Below are 22,054 nucleotides of genomic sequence, written 5' to 3'. Positions count from 1 at the left end.
CCGGTCCGTCCAGCAGACGGGCGCTCGGGCCAGCGGTGCGCGGACGAGGGAGCCGTCGGCGGGCGCTGCCTGAGGCACGGCACTCCCACACCCGCTGCAGCCTCGCCATCCGGAAACAACTCTTTCGAAAGGCGGCTTTCTATGGTTGGGTGACTCCATGTCCGAACAACCGTCCCGTGTCATCGCGGATCCGCGTGCCCTGATGGCCATCGCGCATCCCCTGCGTCTACGCATCCTCGAAGCCCTGGCCCTGCATGGACCACTGACGGCGACCGACGTCGCGCATCATGTCGCGGAGAGCCCCGCGAACTGCTCCTGGCATCTGAGGCAGTTGAACAAGTACGGCTTCATCACCGAGGCGGGTGGCGGCAGCGGCCGGCAGAGGCCCTGGCGTATGGTCGCCGACGCGCATCGTTGGGGGGTCGGCGAGGAAAGCCCCGAGCTGGCCCGGGCCGGGGACGCCGCGTCACAGGTACTGGTCGACCTTGAATATCGCGCCCTGCGCGAATGGCTGGTGACTCGACGGCAGGAGACGCCCGAATGGCGTGACGCCGGCTTCTTCAATCAGGCCATAGGCTGGTGCACACCCGAGGAGTTGGACGAGCTGGGGGCCGGCATAGCAGAGCTGTTCGCGCCCTATCTGGCGCGTATCGAGGAGGCCTCGGCCCGTCCGGCCGGGTCCCGGCCCGTCCGGCTCATGGGGTGGGGTATCCCGGCCGCGACACCGATGCCGGGAAACGCCACGGAGGAGCAGACGTGAGGCGCCTGTTAGGACGGCGCGACTTCCGGACGATCTTCATAGCGCTCACGGTGAGCATGCTGGCCGAATCGGTGCTTGTTCTTGCTCTGGGGGTCTGGGTCAAGGACCTGACTGGCTCCGACGGACTGGCAGGTGCGACCTTCCTCGCGCTGAGCGCCCCCATGCTCGTCGCTCCGCTGGCCGGCTGGGTCGTCGACCGGATCCCACGACGGGCGATCTTCGTCGCGTTGAACGTGGTCACCGCCGGGCTGCTCCTGCCGTTGCTCACCGTCCGCCACGCAGCCGATCTGTGGATCGTCTACACGGTGGCCGTCGGTTACGGACTCTCGTACATCGTGCTCGGCGCGACCGTCAGCGCCTTGGTGCCCGAGCTGGTACCGGCGGATCTGCTGCCCGACGCCAACAGCGCCCTGCAGACCGTCAAGCAGGCGCTGCGTCTGCTCGGCCCCCTGATCGGGGCCGGACTGTTCAGTCTCCTGGGCGGCGCGAAGCTTGCCTTGGCGTGTGCCGTGTGCTTCCTGGTGGCCGGTGTCATGGGGACGTTGCTGCGGAGTGGTCGACAGGCGGTCCGGATGCCGACGACGTCTGATCGCCCGACCTGGTCGAGTGAAGTCAGTGCCGGGCTCAGACACTTGGTGCGGGAGCCGGCGCTGCGGACGGTGGCCGTCTGTTCCGCGCTGAGCATGATCGGTCTCGGCGTGGGGGAGAGTCTGTACTTCGCCTATGTCGATCAGGGGTTGGGCAGGGACGCGGCCTTTCTCGGAATCCTGGTCTCGGCGCAGGGCGTCGGCGGAGTGGCGGGCGGTGTCGCTTCGGCCCTCGTCGTGCGCAGGCTCGGCGAAGTCGGCGCCGTAGCCGTCGGTATCGGGTTGTTCGCGCTGGGGAGTCTCGCGCTGGTCCAGCCGGCCCTCTGGCTCGCGCTGCCGGCCTCCGTGCTGATCGGAATGGGTCTTCCGGTTTCCATGGTCGGTACGAACACGCTCCTGCAACGACGCACCCCGGCTCACCTTCTCGGCCGCGCCGCGACCGCCCTGGACGCGCTCGTGAGTGGGCCGCAGGCCCTGGCGATCGGCCTCGGTGCCGTTCTCGTGGGCGTCGTGGATTACCGCCTGCTCTTCGGGGCGATCGGTGTGGCGATGGCCTTCGTCGGCGGAACGCTCTGGTTCGCGCGGAGAGTCGCTCAGCCGGCCGTCTCCACCGAGCCCGCGCCGGCCCAGGCGGACTTCCCGGGCTGACCCGATGATGCCGCCGATCTGCTGAATAGGGCGCCGAAAGCGCGGCGATAGGGTGCGCGCCTAGCTTCCTCTTGCCCAGGTGGGTGGAACCCGCAGCGAGGAGAGGCAATGACCGGATCGGCCAAGGACGTCGCGGATGCATCTCGTGTGACGCCTCGTACACGTCATCAGGAAAGCCTCCTCGCTATCTGGGAGGACGTCCTCGGCAGGTCGGATATCGGCATCGAGGACGACTTCTTCGTGCTCGGAGGGAATTCCCTCCATCTCATCCGCCTCGTCTCACGGCTCAGCGAGCACTTGGGGGTGGATCTTCCGCTCCAGTTCGTCCACGAATATTCGACTGTCGCGGAGGGAGCCGCCCGCCTCGACGCGCTGGCGGCGAAAAGCGGGGGAGTGCTCACGCAGGATTCCGTCGCCGGCGAGTTCCACGAGCACGGTGGCGATTGGTAAGACGGCGCGGGGGTGAGCTTTGCGATTCCCCTCATCGACGACTGGACAGGAGAGAAGGCCTTGACGGACAGCGGAGGTCTCCGTTACCTCGTCGTGCGCAACGACGAAGAGCAGTATTCGATCTGGCTCGAAGGCAGGGATCTGCCGGCCGGCTGGCACGCCGAGGGGAAATCGGGCAGTCGCGAGGAATGCCTCGAACATATCGAGGCGGTCTGGACTGACATGCGGCCGCGCAGCTTGCGGATCCGAATGGAATCGGCCGACGCCTGACGGCGTCGGCATCCCTGCTTTCTTTGATGACGGACCCGGAGTGAGAGGGCTGGAATGAGCACTTCTGGCATGGATTCGACAATGGGAGACTCCGAGAGTCGCTCGGGTTCGGGCGACGGTTCGTTCCTCCCCCTCACACCGACCCAACACGGGATATGGCTGCACGAACAGCTGCTGCCTACCAATGCGGTCTACAGCGTCAACCGTTCGATATGGCTCTACGGAACGCTCGACGTCGCGGCTCTGCGCTCGGCCTTCGACGATGTCCTGCACCGACATCCGGTTCTCTCCGCCATTGTACGGGCGGAGCCGGAACCGGGGCTCCTCATGACCAGGCCCTCCGAGAAGGCCTTCCGTGTGGTCGATCTGACCGGTTTCCCGGCCGGTGCCGTGCGCGAACACGCCGCAGAGATGGCACGGCAGGACCTGGCAAGGCCTTTCGACACCGCCGCGGGGCCCCTCGTCCGGGTGTTGCTGCTCCGGCTGTCCGACGCTGAGCACCTCTTCGTGCTGAACGGCCACCACCTGGTTCTCGACGGCCTGTCGGTGCGAGTGGTGGCGCGCGACATCGCCGCGATGTACGAGCAGGCGGTCACCGGCCGGCCGGTGCGAACCGCGGCGCCAACCACCCGGTTCGCGGAACACGTCCGGGCGCGGGCCGACTCCGCTCCAGGCCGGGCTGCGGTGGCTGAGGAGTGGGCGGAATCGCTCCGAGGTATGCCCGCGACACTGGACCTGCCACGGGACCGGCCCTGGCCCGCCGTCCCCTCATACGCCGCCGGCTCCGTGTCGACGCACCTCGACCCCGAACTTGTCTCTGACATGCGGAAGATGGCGGTGAAGCGGCGGGTCACTCCCTTCACGGTGGCGCTGGCCGCGTTCTCGCTCGTGCTCAGCCGCTACAGCGGGGAGGAGCGATTCGCGCTCGGTACCACGCTCGCGGGGCGCACCACCTCCGGGCTGGACGACACCGTGGGCATGCTGGCCAACACCGTGCCCCTCCCCATCGACATCTCGGGCGCCGCCACCGGCGTCGACCTGCTCCGTCGCGGGCGGTCCGCCGTGCTCGGCGCTCTGAGCCGGCAGGACGTCTCCTTCGCCGAGATCGTCGAGGCCCTGCGTCCGGAGCGGATACCCCACCGGACTCCCGTCTTCCAAGTCGCGATCCAGTACGAGGACCTGTCCGGTGAGTTCTGGTCACTCAGCGGACTCCGCTCCGAGAGACTCGGCCTTCCACAGGTACTGACCCAGTTCGAACTCACCCTCCTCGTCACGGAGGAGGCCGACGGGATCGCTCTGTCCCTGGAGTACCGCAAGGACCTCTTCGAAGCGGATGCGCTGGACCGGATGCTGAGGCACCTGATCACCGTGCTGGAGCGGCTGGCCGGCACACCTGAAGCCCCCGTCCAGGTGCTGTCGGGGCTTCCGGAGCCGCAGAGGGCTCTCGTGTCGAGGCAGTTCAACGCGGAGTCGGCCGCAGCCACGGAGCACGACGCCGAGCAGGGCGTCGGGCAGCGGATCGAACGCGTCCTGCGGCGTGTGGCCGAGGCGGGTCCGGATCGCGTCGCGGTGGTCCAAGGGGCCGAGGAGTACACCTACGGGCGGCTCTGGTCCGACACCCGGGCCCTCGCGGCGGCCCTGCGCGCCCGTGGAGTCCGGCCCGGGGAAGCGGTCGGCCTGCTCGGCATCGTCGGCTACGAAGCCGTGGTCGCCATGGCGGGGATCCTTGTGGCGGGCGGTCACTATGTGCCGCTCGACCCGGCGTTCCCCGGTGACCGGGTCGCGCACATGCTGTCGGCGACCGGGGCGCGGCATCTGGTCACCGCCGCCGGCAGTGTGCCGGCCGAGGACCCTGGAGTACACGTGCATGCCGTCGGTGACCTGGTGCGGGACGGGCACGAAGCGGCCGAGCCGGTTCTGCTGCCTGCCGGGCTCGAGGGGGACCTCGCCTACGTGATCTTCACGTCGGGGACGACCGGGGCACCCAAGGCGGTGGGCGTCCCGCACCGCGGAGTCCTCGGCACCGTGCTGCGGCCCGGATCACTCCGCCACGGTCCGGACGACGGCGTACTGCTCCACCTGACGATCGCGTTCGACCCGACGGTCTATATGGTCTGGAGCGCGTTGCTCACCGGCGGGAGCGTTGTCACCCTCGACCCCGAGGCCACGTCGCTGGCCGATCTGGCGGAGCGAATCTCCCGACCGGACGTCACGGTCGCCGGCCTGACGCCCGCCCATTTCGGAGTCGTCGTCGACCATCATGTCGACGCCCTGCGCGGCCTGCGAAGGGTGCTGGTCGGTGCTGATGTGCTCCCCGTCCGCCAGGCCCGGGGGATGCTGGCCGAACTGCCGGGCGCTGACCTGGTCAATGTCTACGGACCTACTGAGAACTCGATCATCAGCACAGCATCACACTCGGCCACCTGGGACCTGAGCGCGTCGTCCGTGCCCATCGGCCGCCCGGTCGCCGGGACGTCCTGCTACGTGCTCGACCACTGGCTGGAGCCCGTGCCACTGGGCGCAGTGGGCGAGCTGTTCGTCGGCGGCGACCGGCTCGCCCGTGGCTACCTCGACGAGCCCGGTCTGACGGCGGGGAAGTTCCTTCCCGACCCGTTCGGGGATGAGCCGGGAGGCCGCATGTACCGCACCGGCGACCAGGTCCGCTGGCGCGCCGACGGGCAGCTCGAGTTCATCGGACGCGCGGACAGCCAAGTGAAGATCCGTGGGTACCGGGTGGAACTCGGGGAGGTCGAAGCCGCGCTCGTCGAACACCTCGACGTGCGGCAGGCCGTGGTGGTCTCCTGGGACCACCCCACGGGCGGGAAGCGTCTGGCCGCGTACCTCGTGCCCGACAAGGGCGCGACGATCGACGAACCGGAACTGCGAAGGTGGCTCGCGCGCCGGCTTCCCCCGTACATGGTGCCGTCGAGTCTCGCCGTCCTCGACGAGATTCCCCTCAACCAGAACCAGAAGCCCGACCGGAAGAGGCTACCGGCGCCGGATTCCACCGGGGAGCACCGCGGTTACCTCGCACCCCGTACGGAGACGGAGAAGGGTCTCGCCGAGATCTGGGCCGACGTCCTCGGCCTCGATCGTGTCGACGCCGCCGACGACTTCTTCGCGCTGGGCGGAGATTCCCTCCTCGCGATGCGGGTCGCCGCGCGAGCGACCGAGGCGGGATACCAGGTGTCGACGCACGATCTGTTCAGTCATCGCACCGTGGCGAGTCTGGCTGCCGTGACCGCAGGGGCGGATCCGCACAACGGTCCGGCGGCGCCGGTTTCCGCTGCCCCTGAGGCAGTCCGGCGAGACTTCCCCCGGTCCGGTCTCGACCTCCGGCAGACGGGAGATCTCCTGCGGCGCATGTCCGCTGCCGATCCGCGGATCACTGCCGATGACGTGGAGGACATCCATCCGTTGTCCCCGCTCCAGACGGGCATGCTCTTCCACTCCCTCGACGATGCGGAGTCCCGGGGATATCTGCGGCAGTTCACGTTCGAGACCCCCGACGACCTCGACCTGGCAGCCCTCGGACAGGCGTGGACGACGGTCGTGCGCCGACACGACGCCCTGCGCACCACTTGTGTGATCGACGGAGTGCCGCAGCCACTTCTCGTCATCCATCGCCGACTCGTACGTCCCATGGACGTCGTGGACCTGACGGAGGCGCGTGATGTCACGTCTCGGCTGCGAGACGCCCTGCTGACGGCGATGGACCGGTGTGCGCTGTCGGCGTCCGTGCCCGCGCACCGACTCACCCTCATCAGGCTTCCCGAAGGCCGGCACCGCCTGGTCTGGACGGTCCATCACCTGCTCGTCGACGGGTGGAGCATCTCGCTCGTCCTCGATGAACTCTTCACTCTCTATACGGAGATCGCCCACGGCCGCCGCGGGGAGCCGCTCCTCCGGGAGGCGGTGTCGTACCGGGGGTTCGTGGAGTGGTTGGGGTCGCGTGATGTGGGGGTGGACGAGGAGTTCTGGCGGGGTGTGTTGGGTGGGGTGTCGTTGCCGACTCCGTTGGTGTCGGGGCAGCGGGGTTCGGGTGTGGGTGGTTCGGGTGTGGGTGGTTCGGGTGTGGTGCGTGGTGTGGTGGGTTCGGGGGTGGTGGAGCGTCTGGAGGGTGTGGTCCGTGGGGTGCGGGTGACGATGAGTTCGGTGGTGCAGGCGGCGTGGGGTTTGGTTCTGCATCGGTATTGCGGGTTGTCGGACGTGGTGTTCGGTTCGGTGTCGTTGGGGCGGTTCGCCGATGTTCCCGGTGTGGAGCGGATGGTGGGGCTGTTGATGAACACGGTGCCGGTGCGGGTGCGGGTGGACGGCCGGGAGTCGGTCGGGGAGTTCTTGTCGGGTGTGCATGAGCGGTTGCTGGCGGTGCGGGAGCATGAGCACAGTGCGTTGGTGGACATCCAGCGGTGGGCGGGTGCGCCGGCCGGGACACCGCTCTTCCACAGCATCGTCGCCTTCGACAAATTCGGTCAGCGCAGCGGTACCGCCGGCGACGCGTTCCCCCCGGTGGACGACGATGTCGAAGTGCCGGACATGGGATGCCCCCTGCTCCTCGAAGTCGACGCCGCACGCGGCCTCTCCCTGCGCCTGGTGCACGAGTGCGACTCGTTCGACGAGGTATCCGCGAAGAGGGTCCTCACCCATCTGGTCACCGTGCTGGAGGAACTGGCCGAGGACCCGGACCGGGCGGTCGCCGACGTGGGTGCGACATACGGAGTTCCGCAGGCGGCCGGCGACGCCGCGCTCCCGCGGGACGTCTGCCTGCACGAATTGTTCGAACGCCAGGCTCATCGTGCGCCCGAAGCGGTTGCGGTCGTGTGCGGCGAGGAGCGGCTCACCTACCGGGAGCTCAACCAGCGGGCCAACCGCCTCGCCCGTCACCTCAGGAGCCTGGGAGTCGGCGCCGAGACGGTAGTGGGCGTATGCCTCGAACGGGGCCCCGACCTGATCCCTGCCCTGCTCGCCGTGCTGAAGGCCGGAGGAGCCTACGTCCCCCTGGACCCGGCACACCCTGCCGACCGACTGGGTTACATGCTCCAGGACACGGCGAGCCCTCTGGTCATCTCCGCGTCGGAGACGGTGGACCGGCTTGCCGACGTGTACGACGGCCGGCTCGTGGTGCTCGACCGGGACATCGAGGCTGTCGCCGCCCACTCCGCCGATGACCTCGAAGCCACCTCCGTGGGGCCCGGCACTGCGGCATACGTCATCTACACCTCCGGTTCCACCGGTTCGCCCAAGGGTGTGTGCGTCACGCATGCCCAGGTGCGGCCACTCCTGGCAGAAGGCCACAGGTACTACGGCTTTGGGCCGGATGACGTGTGGTCCCTGTTCCACTCCTGTGCGTTCGACGTGTCCGTATGGGAGATGTGGGGTGCGCTCGCCTTCGGGGGGCAACTCGTCGTGGTGCCCTTCGACACCGCCCGGTCCCCCGACGACTTCCTCGACCTGCTGATCCGGTATCAGGTCACGGTGCTGTGCCAGACGCCCTCCGCGTTCCGTCCGCTGGTCGTGGCGGCGGATGCCGGTGATCCGCGGATGGGGCGGCTCGCCCTGCGCGCCGTCGTGTTCGCCGGCGAACGGCTCGACCTGGCCTCCCTTACTCCGTGGGTGCGTCGTCTGGGCCTCGAGCGGCCCGTCCTGGTCAACATGTACGGCATCACCGAAACTGCCGTCTACACGACCTACCACCGCATCGCCGAGCACGACGTGGCCGCGGACGGCGGGAACCCGATCGGCCGTCCGCTGGCAGACATGCAGATCCACCTCCTCGACGAGGACGGCCGGCGCGTGGCTCCGGGGGAGGTGGGGGAGATGTATGTCGGCGGCTGCGGAGTCGCGCGGGGATACCTGGGGCGTCCCGCACTGACGGCCGAGCGATTCGTACCGGACCCCTTCGGGTCGCCCGGAGCCCGGCTCTACCGAAGCGGCGACATGGCCCACCGGCGCCCTGACGGCAGTCTGGACTTCATCGGCCGGATCGATGACCAGATCAAGATCCGCGGCTATCGTGTCGAGCTCGGCGAGGTTCAGACCGTGCTGGCCGCCGCACCGGGAATTCGGGACGCGGCTGTCGCGATCCGGGACTACGGGCCCGGCGACCGAAGGCTCATCGGGTACGTGGTGTCCGAGGACGGCGCGGTCCCCGACGCCCGGGTGCTGCGTGCGGCGCTCGCGGATCGACTCCCCTCCTACATGGTGCCGGCCTCCTTCGTCGTGCTCGACGCGCTGCCGTTGACCGTCAACGGCAAGCTGGACCGCCGGGCGCTGCCCGCCCCGGAGCCCCCAAAGCCCCGAACGGGCCCGGACGGAGTCGCCCCCCGCGGACCCGTCGAGGAGAAACTCGTCCGTGTCTGGGCGGAGGTCCTGGGGCTCGACGAAATCGGCTCCCACGACAACTTCTTCGAACTGGGCGGTGATTCGGCCCTCGCGATTCAGGTCGCGACTCGTGCCGTGGCCGCTGGGTTGGTGATGAAGCCGCGGCAGCTCTTCGCCTTCCCGACCATCGCCGGACTTGCCGCGGCGGTGACCGAACCCGCATCCACGGCCGGTGCCCCGGCGGCCCGGCGTCATGAACCGTTCCAGCTGTCCGGTCTTGATCGTGACGGGATCCGGGAACTCGCCGTCCGGGCCCAGCGGCACACCGGGCTGGTGCTGCTCGCCGATGCCTATCCACTGTCACCACTGCAATCGGGCATGCTGTTCCACAGCCTGTACGACCCTGCCCCGAGCAGCTACGTGCGGCAGTTCCTCTACGGCCTCGACGGCGACCTCGACCGGACCGCCTTCGAGCTCGCCTGGCGCGAGGTGGTCGGCCGGCACACCGCTCTTCGGACAACCGTCGTCTGGCAGGACCTGCCGCAACCCCTGCAACTGGTATGGCATGACGCGACGCCCGTGGTCGTGCTGGAGGACTGGTCGCCTCTGGACGAAGCGGAGCGCGCGCACGCCCTCGAGGAACTGCTCACCGGCGACTGTGCAGACGGTTTCGACATCGGCGGCGGACCCGCTCACCGGCTGAGGCTCATTCGGACCGGCGAGCGGACGCATCAACTCCTGTGGACCGTGCACCACATGCTCTTCGACGGATGGAGCGTCCCGATCGTCCTCGGTGATCTGCTCGCCGCCTACGCCGGACTCCGGGGGAGCGGCACCGCACCGGAGTTGCGGGAGGCGGTGTCGTACCGGGGGTTCGTGGAGTGGTTGGGGTCGCGTGATGTGGGGGTGGACGAGGAGTTCTGGCGGGGTGTGTTGGGTGGGGTGTCGTTGCCGACTCCGTTGGTGTTGGGGCAGCGGGGTTCGGGTGTGGGTGGTTCGGGTGTGGTGCGTGGTGTGGTGGGTGCGGGGGTGGTGGAGCGTCTGGAGGGTGTGGTCCGTGGGTTGCGGGTGACGATGAGTTCGGTGGTGCAGGCGGCGTGGGGTTTGGTTCTGCATCGGTATTGCGGGTTGTCGGACGTGGTGTTCGGTTCGGTGTCGTTGGGGCGGTTCGCCGATGTTCCCGGTGTGGAGCGGATGGTGGGGCTGTTGATGAACACGGTGCCGGTGCGGGTGCGGGTGGACGGCCGGGAGTCGGTCGTGGAGTTCTTGTCGGGTGTGCATGAGCGGTTGCTGGCGGTGCGGGAGCATGAGCACAGTGCGTTGGTGGACATCCAGCGGTGGGCGGGTGCGCCGGCCGGGACACCGCTCTTCCACAGCATCGTCGTCGTGGAAACCCCCTACGACACCGACGCCCTCGCCACAGGAGAGCTGACGCTCACCCCCGCCCAGGCCGGCGGCAGCCCCGCCACGGGATATCCGCTGGTCCTCCAGGTGGACGCCGATCGCGAACTGTCCCTCCAGCTGTTCCATGCACAGGAGTCGTTCGACACCGGGACAGCGGAGAGAATGCTCGCCCACGTGGTGCGGGTCCTGGAAGGGCTGGCCGAGGACCCCGCGGGGCCGGTGGCCGGGATAGACCTGGTTCCGGCGGCCGAGCGGCAGTTGGTCGTCAGGGACTGGAATGCCACCGATGCGGACTTCCCCCGTGATGTGTGCCTCCAGGAGCTGTTCGAGCACCAGGTGCGCCGTGCGCCCGAAGCGGTCGCGGTCGTGTGCGGCGAGGAGCGGCTCACCTACCGGGAGCTGAACGAGCGCGCGAACCGTCTCGCGCATCACCTGAGGAATCTGGGCGTCGGCTCCGAGACCGTGGTCGGTGTCTGCGTGGAGCCCGACGTGGACATGCTCGTCGCACTGTGGGGGATCGTGAAATCCGGCGGGGCGTACGTGCCGCTGGACCCCCGCCATCCCGCGGAACGCCAGGTCTTCGCGCTGTCCGACGCGGGCGCAGAGGTCGTGGTCACTCAGGACGCGCTGGCCGCGCGGTTCGCCGGAAGTGAGTCCGCGGTGGTCCGCATCGACGCGGACTGGCCCCGGATCGAACAGCGGCCGGCCGCAGACCCGCCAGTGCTGGGATCCGCCGAGAATCTGGTGTACATCATGTACACGTCAGGCTCTACGGGCAGGCCGAAAGGGGTCATGATCAGTCACCGCGGCCTGGTCAACTACCTGGCCTGGGCGACCGAAGGCTACGGTCTCGACGGCGCGTCCGGCGCGCCGATGCTGGGATCCATCGCCTTCGACCTGTCGGTGCCGAACTTCTTCCTACCGCTGACGAGCGGCAAGGACGTGACCCTGCTGCCTCCGGACGACGCGATCGCCGGCCTCTCGGAACTGCTCACGCGCCCCGGTGACTTCAGCCTGCTGAAGATCACGCCCGCTCACCTCGATGTGCTGCGCGGTGAACTGTCGCCCGGAGCGGTGGACTCGGTGCGTACGTTCGTCGTCGGCGCCGATGAGATGAGGCCGGAGACCGCCGCGGCCTGGCGCCGCATCGCGCCGGGGGCGCGGATCATCAATGAGTACGGCCCCACCGAGACCGTCGTCGGCTGCTCCGTCCACACGGTGTCCGAGGACGTCGGGTACACGAGCCTGGTCCCGATCGGCAGGCCGATCGCCAACACCCGTATGTACGTACTCGACGATCGGCTGAACCCCGTCCCGATCGGTGTCGTCGGCGAGCTGTACATCGGCGGTGAGGGAGTGGCCCGCGGCTACCTGAACCGTCCCGCGCTGACCGCCGAGCGGTTCCTGCCGGACCCGTACAGCGATGCTTCCGGCGCCCGCTTCTACCGTACCGGCGACCTGGCCAGGTTCCGGGCCGACGGAGAACTGGAGTTCCTCGGCCGCGTCGACCACCAGGTCAAGATTCGGGGCTACCGGATCGAACTCGGCGAGATCGAGGCCAGATTGCTTCAGCACTCCGCGGTGCGCGAGGCCGTGGTCGCGGCCCGCGAGGATCAGCCCGGTGACAAGCGGCTGGCCGCCTACGTGGTTCTCGAACCGGACCGGACGGCGGACGCGCCGGCGCTGCGGGACTTCTTGCGGCAGACCCTGCCCTCCTACATGCTGCCGGCCAGTTACACCGTCCTGGAAGCCATCCCCCTCAGCCGGGGCGGAAAGGTCGACCGAAGGCTGCTGCCCGCCCCCGACACCCGCCGGACAGCCTCGGCCGCGTCCGGGCACGAGGCTCCCACGACGCTCACGGAACACACCCTCGCGGACATCTGGACCAGCGTGCTGGGTCTGGAACGGGTGGGTATCCACGACAACTTCTTCGAATGGGGCGGGGACTCGATCAGTGCCATCGCCGCCGTGGACAAGATGCGTGCGGCCTTCGACGTATCGGTCCCCCTCGTCGCGTTCTTCCAGAACCCGACGGTGGCCCAGATGTCCGCCGCGCTGCGGGACCTCATGACGCGGCAACGTGACGGGGCACTCGTTCGGCTGCGGCGTGGCGAGGACGGTTCGCCCCTCTTCCTCTTCCCGGCGCAGGGCGGATTTGCGACCTCCTACCTGGAGCTGGCCGCGCTGCTGGGTACAGAGCAGGCGGTGTACGCCCTGCAGTCGATCGGGGTCGACTCCGACGCGAGTCCGCTCACCAGTGTGGAGGCGATCGCTCGCGAGGGACTGCGGTCGATCCGGGAGATCCGCCCCACCGGCCCGTATCGGCTCGCGGGCTGGTCCTTCGGCGGACTGGTGGCCTTCGAGGCCGCGCGGCAACTGGAGGCGGCCGGCGAGACCGTGGACCTGCTCGGCGTCATCGACGCGCCGGTGTTCCGTCCGCGGACCCGACGCGGCGGCGCCGGCGGCGGCCTCAGGGAGCAGCTGATGGAAGTGGCGTCGGAGCTGAAGCTCTTCGAGCAGCGGCTCGAAGGGCGTACGGAAGAGGAGCTCCTCGAAGAGATCCTGCGCCACGAGCGCTCGGGAAACCGCATGTCCAACCTGGCGGACAGCGAATCGGTACGGCGGATGGTGCAGGTGTACACCGCCAACGGCGCGGCCACGAGCGCCTACCGGTACGACGGTGTCGTGGCGGCCGACATCCACCTCCTGCGCAGCGAGGAGCAGGGGAGCGGGCTCATGGACGAGGTCCGACCGGAGGAGTGGCAGGCGCTGACCACCGGTGCGGTCAAAGTCCACCCCGTATCGGGCCGCCACGCCGAACTGTTGGAGGTTCCCCATGTACGGCAGGTGGCGGATGTCCTGACCGGCATCCTGAAGAACGGAAGTGAAGGCTGATGGCTGACGGTCACCGCGGTGCCGAAAAGGGGCCGGAGCACGACGCCGCCAGGCAGCAGGAGATCGTCGTCGCCCTGAACGACACGGCCATGGACCTGCCCCTGAGTTCTCTGCCCGAGCTGATCCGCCGGCAGGTCCTGGCCACCCCCGAAGCACCCGCCGTCTCCTGCGGAGCCTGCGCGTTGACGTACGCTCAGCTGTGGGAGGAGGCCGGTCAGGTCACCGGAAGACTACGCGCCGAGAGTATCGGCCCGGGCGATCTGGTGGGTGTCGCCATGGAGCGCGGCACCGCCCTGGTGGTGGCGCTGCTCGGCGTTCTGCGGTCCGGCGCCGGATACGTGCCCCTCGACCCGGACCTGCCGCACGCCCGGCTCGCACGTACGGTCGGGCACGCGGGCCTGAGGGCGGTACTGACCGACGGGGAGCGTCCGGCACGCCTGCCGGTCGACGAACTGGTGGTACCGCCCCCGGGCGAAGCGGAACAGACGAGCGAGCCCGACTTCGCCGCCTTCGTCGCGCCCGACCCCTCCTCGGTCGCCTACGTGATCTACACCTCCGGGTCGACGGGCCTGCCCAAGGGCGTGGCCGTCCCGCACGCCGCACTCGCGAACTTCATGTGCTCGATGCGGCATGCTCCGGGCCTGGACGCGTCGGACGTCCTGGTGGCCGTCACCACCGTCTCCTTCGACATCGCGGCACTGGAACTCTTCCTCCCCCTGGTGGTGGGCGGACGTGTGGTCGTCGCGAGCCGCGCGCAGGCCATGGATCCCGCGCTGCTCGCCGACCTGATCCAGGAGGCCGGCGGAACCGTTCTGCAGGCCACACCGGCGACCTGGCAGCTGCTGAGGGAGGCCGACTGGCGCGCGCCCGACGGCTTCACCGTGCTCTGCGGCGGGGACCGGCTTCCCCTCGACCTCGCCGGCTGGCTGGCCTCCCTCGGGGGAGTGGCCTGGGACCTCTACGGGCCGACCGAGACGACCATCTGGTCGGCCGTCGGCCGTCTCGGAGACCGCGGGCGCACCGTCGGCTGGAGCCCCGTGGCCAACACGAGCGTGCATGTGCTGGACGCCGACATGCTCCCCGTGCCGTTCGGGGGGCAGGGCGAGATACACATCGGCGGCGCGGGCCTCGCCCTCGGCTACCTCGGGCAACCGGCCCGCACCGCCGAACGCTTCTTGCCCGATCGCTTCTCACCCGTACCAGGACAGCGGCTCTACGCGACCGGCGACCTCGGCCGCCGCCGCGACGACGGGACCGTGGAGATCCTGGGACGGGCCGATCACCAGCTGAAGGTGCGCGGATTCCGCGTCGAACCGGGAGAGATCGAAGCCGCGATCCTGGAACACCCCCAGGTACGGCAGGCCGTCGTCGTCCCCCGCCGGGCAGAGGGCCGCGATCAGGGCCTCGCGGCCTACGTCGTTCCTGCGCCGGCGGACGAGACCGGTACGGCACCCGACGCGGCGGGTCGGCATGGGCCGGACGGTGACCGGGGGAACGCTCTGCAGGTTGTCCACGTGGACCCCACCGGGCTGAGCGGCGCCGACCACCTCAGGAGCACCGTCGATGCCGCCCTGGACCGAGCTGCGCCGGGCGGACAGGTGATCATCGAGGGGCTGCGTGACCTGCGCCTGCTGGCGGCCGAGGCCGTGCTGGCGGAGGTGTCCCGGCGCTCTCCGTACGACAGTTGCGTGTCGTTGGCCGGACAGGCGGACCAGGTACTCACCCTCACCGACGAGCTCGCGGTGGACCCACGCTTCTTCGCCGGTCTCGAGCGCGCCTCGGACCGCGTGGACCGGGTCGAGCTTCATCCGGACACCGGGACGGACACGGGTGGGGAGGTCCCGTTCCGCTACCGTGTGGTCATCACCAGGACGGTGGACGCGGTGGCTGCGGCACAGGCCCCGCCCAGTCGGTGGACCTGCCACGACTTCCGCGGCACGACGATGTCCTCCCTCGAAGCGATGCTGCGCTCGGCTCCCGCGGACGTCGCTCTGCGGGGCGTCCCCGATGCCCGACGGGCCTTCGCCGTCGCCGTGGGTGAGCGACTGTCCCGTGCGGGTCATGGCGAGACCCTCGGCGGCTTGCTGGGGGCGGCCCGGGACTGCGACCGGGTACGCACAGCCCTGGACCGGCAATCCGCGTCGGCCCTGGCCGAGCGCCTCGGTTTCCACCTGACGGAAGTCCTGCGCGGTGACGGAGGCCCGGACGAGTCGGATCTGCTCTTTCGGGGTGCCGGCACATCTCACCGGCCGGCACCCGCTCCGGTCGTGCCCTGTGCCGACCCGGCGCCCGCGCCGACCGCGGACGAGCTGCGCGGGATGGTCAACGATCCGGCTCGAGGGCGACGGCTGCGAGGCCTCGATCGAGCGTTGCGGTCCTTCGTCGCCGACCGGCTGCCCGCGTACATGGTGCCGGGTGAATGCGTCGTCATGGAACGGCTTCCGCTCAACGCCAACGGCAAGATCGACCGTGCCCGCCTGCCCCTCCCCCTGTCCTCGACGGGGCGCAGGCCCTCGGCCCCGCCGGTCACGGAGGACCAACGACTGGTCGTGCGCTTGTGGGGCGAGGTGCTCGGCCACCACGACATCGGGCTCGACGACACGTTCCTGAGCCTGGGCGGTGACTCGGTGCGCGCGGTCCGCGTTGCGTCACTGGCCCGGCGGGCGGGCTCGGACATGCCCGTGGCCGACGTGCTGAGGCTGACCGTGAGGCAGTTGGCCGAGCTCGTGGCGCCGGGCCCGGAGCCTTCCGGAGCGTCGGTCGCTCTCCGCGCAGCCGACGAGCCGGCGGAGGCCGGTGTTCAGGGCTCGTCGTACCCGCTGACCTCGATGCAGTCCGGCATGCTGTTCCACAGCCAGTACTCCGACCGTACGGCCGACTACTTTCAGCAGACGGTCTACCGGGTCCACGGGCCGGTCGACACCGACGCGCTGCGCGCGGCCTGGGAGTCGGTGGCGCGCCGGCACGCGGTGCTGCGCAGCGTTGTCGAGTGGGAGGGGCCGGCGGCTCCGCACCAAAGAGTGCTGCCGAACGCGGTCCTCCCGGTCCGGGTGCTGGAACTCCCGGGTGTCACCGACCGGGAAGCGGCGCTGACCCGGTTCTTGGACGAGGACCGAGCCACGGGGTTCGACATCGCGGACGAGCCGCCCGTCCGGCTGACCCTGGTGCGCTGGTCGGACCGGATGGCCGAGATGATCCTCAGCCATCACCATCTGCTGCTGGACGGATGGAGCCTGCCCATCCTGGTGAACGAGGTGGAGCGGGTCTACGCGGCGCGCCTGGGTGGCGGGCCTCCGCTGCCGGCACCCGCCCTGTCCTACCGGCGGTACGTGGAGTGGCTGAGGGACCAGGACCACGAGGCGGCGCTCACGTACTGGCGCGAGCACCTGGCCGGATTCACCGCTCCGACCCCGATCTTGCCGGGCCGCCCTGATTCCACGGCCTCGGACGCGACCGGCGAGGTGGCCCTCGCCCTCGGCGGAGACCTGGCACGCCGGCTGGAACTCGTGGTACGCGCGAGCGGGCTGACCCTCGGCTCGGTCTTCCACGGTGCCTGGGCACTCCTGCTGTCCCGCTACAGCGGGGAGGACGACGTCGTCTTCGGGTCGACCGCAGCCGTGCGTCCGGCGGCCCTGCCCGGTGCCGACGAGCTCGTCGGCCTCTGTATCAACACCCTTCCGGTGCGCTGCCGAACCGCGCCACATCTGGCACTCGACAGCTGGCTGCGCGATCTCCAGGAACGGATGGTCGAGGGGCGGCGTCACGACTACGCGGCGCTCGCGGACGTCCAGGCCGTCAGTGAGGTCCCCCGTGGCACCGCACTGTTCGACAGCCTGGTGGTCGTCGACGGGTTCGCCGGCCCCACCGGGACCGTCCCGTCCGACGGCGAACTGCGCATCGAGCCGGTGAGGACCGTCGAGTCCACCGGCTACCCACTGGTCGTCATGCTCGAGGCGGGGGAGAACCCGACCATTCGTCTGCGTTATCGGCGCAGCCGTTTCGATCACGCGGCGGTCGCGGCGCTCGCTGGTCACCTCCATACCGTCCTGCGGGCTTACGCGGACAATCCTTCCCGGCGGCTGGCGGACCTCTGTCTGCTGGCGCCGCACGAGTGGAGCGAAGTCGTCGTCGGCTGGAACCGGACGCGGGACTCCTACCCCGCGGGCATGACCTTGCCGGGGCTGTTCGCCCGTCAGGCGGCAGCCACCCCGCACGCCGTGGCCCTGCGGTTCGGCGACGCCTCATGGACGTACGAACAGCTCAACCGGCGGGCCAACCGTCTCGCCCACTGCCTGCGGGCGCGGGGAGTCGGGCTGGAGACCCTGGTCGGCGTCCTGACGACCAGGACGCCGGACATGGTGGTGGCCATGCTCGCGGTCATGAAGGCCGGCGGCGCATACGTCCCGCTGGCCCCGGACAATCCCCCCGAGCGACTTGCCCATGTGGTCCAGGACGCCGGACTGTCGTTGGTGATCGCCCACGCCGACCTCGTGGGCGGACTGGACCTCGGTTTGGCCGAGCTCTGCGTGCTGGACACCATGGAGGAGGAGCTGGACCTGTCACCCTCCGGTGACCCGGCCGAGCTGGCCTCGCCCGAAAGCCTCGCCTACGTGATGTACACATCGGGGTCGTCCGGCCGGCCCAAGGGCGTGATGTGCCACCACCGGGGCGTTGTGAACTACGTCCACTGGTGCTCGCGCCACTACGCGGACCTCTCCGACGGCGGCGCACCGGTGTTCTCCTCGTTCGGCTTCGACATGATCGTGCCGAATCTGTATGTGCCGCTGATACTCGGTCATCCGGTCCACCTGATTCCGGAGACCGACGACCCTGAACGGCTGGCCGACCTCCTGCTGGCCCGGTCGCCCTTCGGGTTCGTCAAGTTGACCCCTGGGCATCTCGAACTTCTGTCCCAGCGAGTGTCCCCGGCACAGGCCCGCGGCCTGGCCGCGGTACTCGCCGTCGGAGCCGACGGCTTCCCGACGAGCGTTCTCGAGAGCTGGCGCGTGCTCGACCCGGATACACGAGTGATCAACGAGTACGGGCCGACCGAGGCATCCGTCGCGAACTCCGTCCACGTGGTGGGCGGATCGCCCGCCGGCGATCTCGTTCCCATCGGCAAGCCCATCTCGAACACGACGCTCCATGTGCTCGACGAGGGCATGAACCCGCTTCCGGTCGGGGTCCCGGGAGAGATCTACATCGGGGGCGTGTGCTGCGCTCGCGGCTACCGGAATCGCCCGGGGCAGACCGCTCGGCAGTTCGTCCCCGACCCCTTCTCGAACCAGCCGGGCGGGCGGCTGTACCGAACCGGTGACCTGGGCTACTGGCACCCTGACGGCAACCTCCAGTTCGTCGGACGGCGTGACCACCAGGTCAAGATCCGCGGCTACCGCATCGAGACCGGGGAGATCGAGGCCACCCTGGCAGCGCATCCCGCAGTACGACACGCGGTGGTCTCGGCACCCCCCGGCGACAGTGGCCGTCGGCGGCTGGTCGCGCACGCGGTGGTCGACCCCGGCGCAGCCACCGGTCGCCGGGAGCTGCGCGACTGGCTCACCGAGCGGCTGCCCCCGTACATGCTTCCGTCGGTGATCGTGCTTCTCGACACCATGCCCCTCGACCCCAACGGCAAGGTCGACCGCAAGGCGCTCGCGGTGCTGAGCGCGGCCGACATGCGTGAGGAAGCGCCGGTCCGAGGGCCCGTCAGCCCGCTGGAAGAGCAGATCGCCGGCATATGGCGGCGGGTCCTCGGCGTCGAGGATCTGGGAGCGCACGACAACTTCTTCGCACTGGGGGGAGACTCCATCCTCACGATGCGGATCGCGGCCGAAGCCCGGCGGGCGGGACTGCGGATCACGCCGAAGGACATCTTCCTGTACCCCACCGTCGCGAGCCTGGCTCCACTCGTGACCAAGGACGGCCCACCCGAGGCGGTCGCGGGCGCTGAAACCGTCGATGCCACAGGTCCGCTGCGGCTCACTCCGATCCAGCGATGGTTCCTGGAACAGGACTTGGCCGAGCCCCACCACTACAACCAGTCCGTTCAGGTGGAGTTGGACTCCCCGAGTCCGACGGCTCTGGAGTCCGCACTGCGGTCCGTGATCGACCGGCACGACGCGCTGAGGCTGCGCTTCACGCGATCGCCGGACGGCTGGCATCAGACAGTCGCACCAGGTGATGACCGCTTCCGCCTCCGGGTGGTGACCGTCACGGACCAGGACGGACGGCGCGGTTCGCTGGAGGACGAGGCGGACCGGCTGCAAGCCTCGCTCGACATGGCCCGGGGGCCGCTCGTCGCAGCGGCCCTCTTCTGCCTCGGCGACGACCGTCCCTCCCGCTTGCTGATCGCCGTGCACCACCTGGCCGTGGACACGCTTTCCTGGCGCACGATCCTCGTGGACCTGGCCGAAGCCTACGAGGCGGCACTGAGGGGCGCGCCGTGGTCCGGCCAGGCGCCGCCGACGACCTTCAGTCACTGGACGCGCTCACTCGGCCGGTATGCGGACGAGGCCGCCCCCGCCCTCGACCAGGCCTACTGGGTCGGGATGCTCGCGGACGTCCCGCGGCTTCCCCATGATTCCGTGGCCGGCCGGAACACCGTTCGGCGGACGGGTTCGGTGACAGCACGCCTTTCCTCCGAGGACACCGCGGCGCTCGCCGCGATTCCCGCCTCCGGCCGGATGCGGGTGGACGAAGTGCTGCTGACCGCGCTCGCCATGACGCTGCAGGAATGGGTGGGAGGGGCCGTACCGGTCGACGTCGAGCGCCACGGACGCGAGCACCCCGTCACGGGTGCCGACATCGGTGAGACGGTCGGCTGGTTCACAAGCGTTCACCCGGTGCGGCTGCCCGTCGCGTTGACGGGAGAGACGGGGCCCGACACGGCTGCGGCGGTCACGACGGTCCGGCAGCTGCTGCGCTCGGTACCCGGTGACGGCTTCGCCTACGGAGTCCTCCGGCATCTGGCCACCGGGCCCCGATACCAGGCACTTCGCGAACTTCCCGATCCCCCGGTCCTGTTCAACTACCAGGGACAGGTGGACCGGTCGCACGTGAGCCGGGGCCCACTGCGCGTCCTGCCGGGGATCCTGGGCGCGGAGAGAAGTCCCGATCAGCGGCGCAGCCATGACATCGAGATCGAAGCTGTGGTCAGGGACGGCGTATTCGAGTCCGAGTGGATCTTCTCCGGCGACCGGTTCCACGCCGAGACGATCCGAGGTGTGGCCGAGACGTTCACTCGTCGCATCAGAGAGGTCACCCGTCACTGTGCCGGGAACCGGGACATATTCACCCCCTCGGATTTCCGGCCGACCGACCTGAGCCAGCGGACGCTGGACGCGCTCGTCGCCGCCCACCCGGGCATCGAGGACGTTTTCCCACTGACTCCCGTCCAACAAGGGATGCTCTACCACTCCCTCCTGCACCCCGCCAGTGCGCACTACCAGGACCAGCAGGAACTGCGTCTGACCGGGCGTATCGACGTCGGCGCCTTCCGCGGGGCATGGGGCGACGTCGTCGCCAGGCACCCCTTGCTGCGCGGCGCGGTGGTGTGGCGTGGGGTGCCCCAGCCCGTCCATGTCGTGCGCAGCGGGAACGAGATCTCCACGCGGGTCCTCGACTGGCGCGGTCAGGCGGCCGAGGACATGGGCCTCAACCTGCGGACCCTGGCCTCCCGGGAACGGCGCGAGCCGTTCGGTGCCGACAGCACGGCCCCCATCCGGCTGGCACTGGTCCGCGTCTCGTCGGACCAGCTGGTTGCGTTCATGACGTATCACCACCTCTTGCTCGACGGCTGGAGCGTGGCGCTGATACTGCGTGAACTGATGGAGTGCTACAAGGCGCGCCTCGTCGGTGGGGTGGCCGGCCTGCCCCCGGCCACCTCGTACCGCAGGCACGTGGAATGGCTGGCCTCCCATCCTCCGGAGGAGGCGGAGCGCTACTGGCGCGGAGTCTTCGACGGCCCGGTCGGCCGTGCCACGCCGTCCGTGGCTCAGGACGACCCCGGCGGCACCGGCACGGGTTACGTCGAGTCCACACTGAGCCCCGCGGCCACGCAGGCGCTGCGCCACCTCGTCTCGCGCTGCGAAGCAACCCTGGGATCCCTGGCGTTGGCCGCCTGGGGTGTCGCCCTCAGCCATCTGACGGGCAGGCAGGACCTCACGGTCGGATCGACGTTCGCGGTGCGGTCGCCGGAGATCGTCGGGGTGGAGACGATCGTCGGACCGATGATCAACACACTGCCCGTCCGGCTGGCGATCAGGACGGAAGGTACCGTGGCCGAACTCCTCAAGGATGTGCAAGCACGCCATCTCGAGATCAGGGAACACGGTCACAGCGCGCTCACGGACGTCAATGCCTGGAGCGGTGCACCGCCACGGACAGCCTTGTTCGACAGCATTGTCGTCGTCGAGGGGTACCCGGACCGGCTGGACGACGGATCCGGCACGACGCTCTCCGTCGATGAGATCACGGAGAGCACCGGCTACCCCCTGACCTTCTGTCTCAAAGACGCTGATCGCCTCCGGCTCCGGCTCCTGTTCGACCGGCGCACCCACTCCCCGTCCGCCGCATCGAGCGTGATGGCCGCGGTGGAAGGAGTCCTCACGGAACTGGCGGCGGCCCCCGAGGGGCATCGGCGAGTCCGTGACGTACTCGGAGCCGAGAGGCCGCCCACGGCCCTGGGGGCCACCCTTTCCCATTCGCGGAGCTGAGAGCC

General features: G+C 69.5%; 6 protein-coding genes. All 6 read left to right on the top strand.

Annotation, left to right across the window (positions count from 1 at the left end; all coding sequences use genetic code 11):
- The first annotated feature begins 157 nt into the window (after positions 1–157).
- The 6 genes from C4J65_RS02975 to C4J65_RS02950 all read left to right on the top strand — a co-directional run bounded on the left by C4J65_RS02975 (position 158) and on the right by C4J65_RS02950 (position 22,049).
- Positions 158–760, top strand: a complete 603-nt coding sequence (locus C4J65_RS02975) for a winged helix-turn-helix domain-containing protein (RefSeq protein ID WP_115740959.1) — start codon at positions 158–160, stop codon at positions 758–760.
- On the top strand, positions 703–1,995 hold the full coding sequence (locus tag C4J65_RS02970; RefSeq protein WP_115740958.1) for an MFS transporter: 1,293 nt from the start codon (positions 703–705) through the stop codon (positions 1,993–1,995). Before C4J65_RS02975 ends, C4J65_RS02970 begins: the two co-directional genes overlap by 58 nt.
- A 108-nt stretch (positions 1,996–2,103) precedes the next feature.
- Complete coding sequence (locus C4J65_RS02965; RefSeq protein ID WP_115740957.1) at positions 2,104–2,445, top strand: phosphopantetheine-binding protein; 342 nt, start codon at positions 2,104–2,106, stop codon at positions 2,443–2,445.
- 60 nt (positions 2,446–2,505) lie between these two features.
- A complete protein-coding gene (locus C4J65_RS02960) occupies positions 2,506–2,715 on the top strand; it encodes an MbtH family NRPS accessory protein (RefSeq protein ID WP_115746270.1) in 210 nt (69 codons plus the stop codon).
- Positions 2,716–2,784: 69 nt separating this feature from the next.
- Positions 2,785–13,335 (top strand): non-ribosomal peptide synthetase, encoded by a 10,551-nt coding sequence (locus C4J65_RS02955; RefSeq protein WP_162832991.1) that lies wholly within the window; start codon positions 2,785–2,787, stop codon positions 13,333–13,335.
- Positions 13,335–22,049, top strand: a complete 8,715-nt coding sequence (locus tag C4J65_RS02950) for a non-ribosomal peptide synthetase (RefSeq protein WP_115740955.1) — start codon at positions 13,335–13,337, stop codon at positions 22,047–22,049. The genes C4J65_RS02955 and C4J65_RS02950 overlap by 1 nt, the downstream gene beginning before the upstream one ends.
- Positions 22,050–22,054 lie beyond the last annotated feature (5 nt).

Source organism: Streptomyces sp. CB09001, assembly GCF_003369795.1.
Lineage (GTDB): Bacteria > Actinomycetota > Actinomycetes > Streptomycetales > Streptomycetaceae > Streptomyces.
The sequence above is the reverse complement of the archived record's forward strand: the minus strand, read 5'-3'. Positions and strand labels throughout refer to the sequence as shown.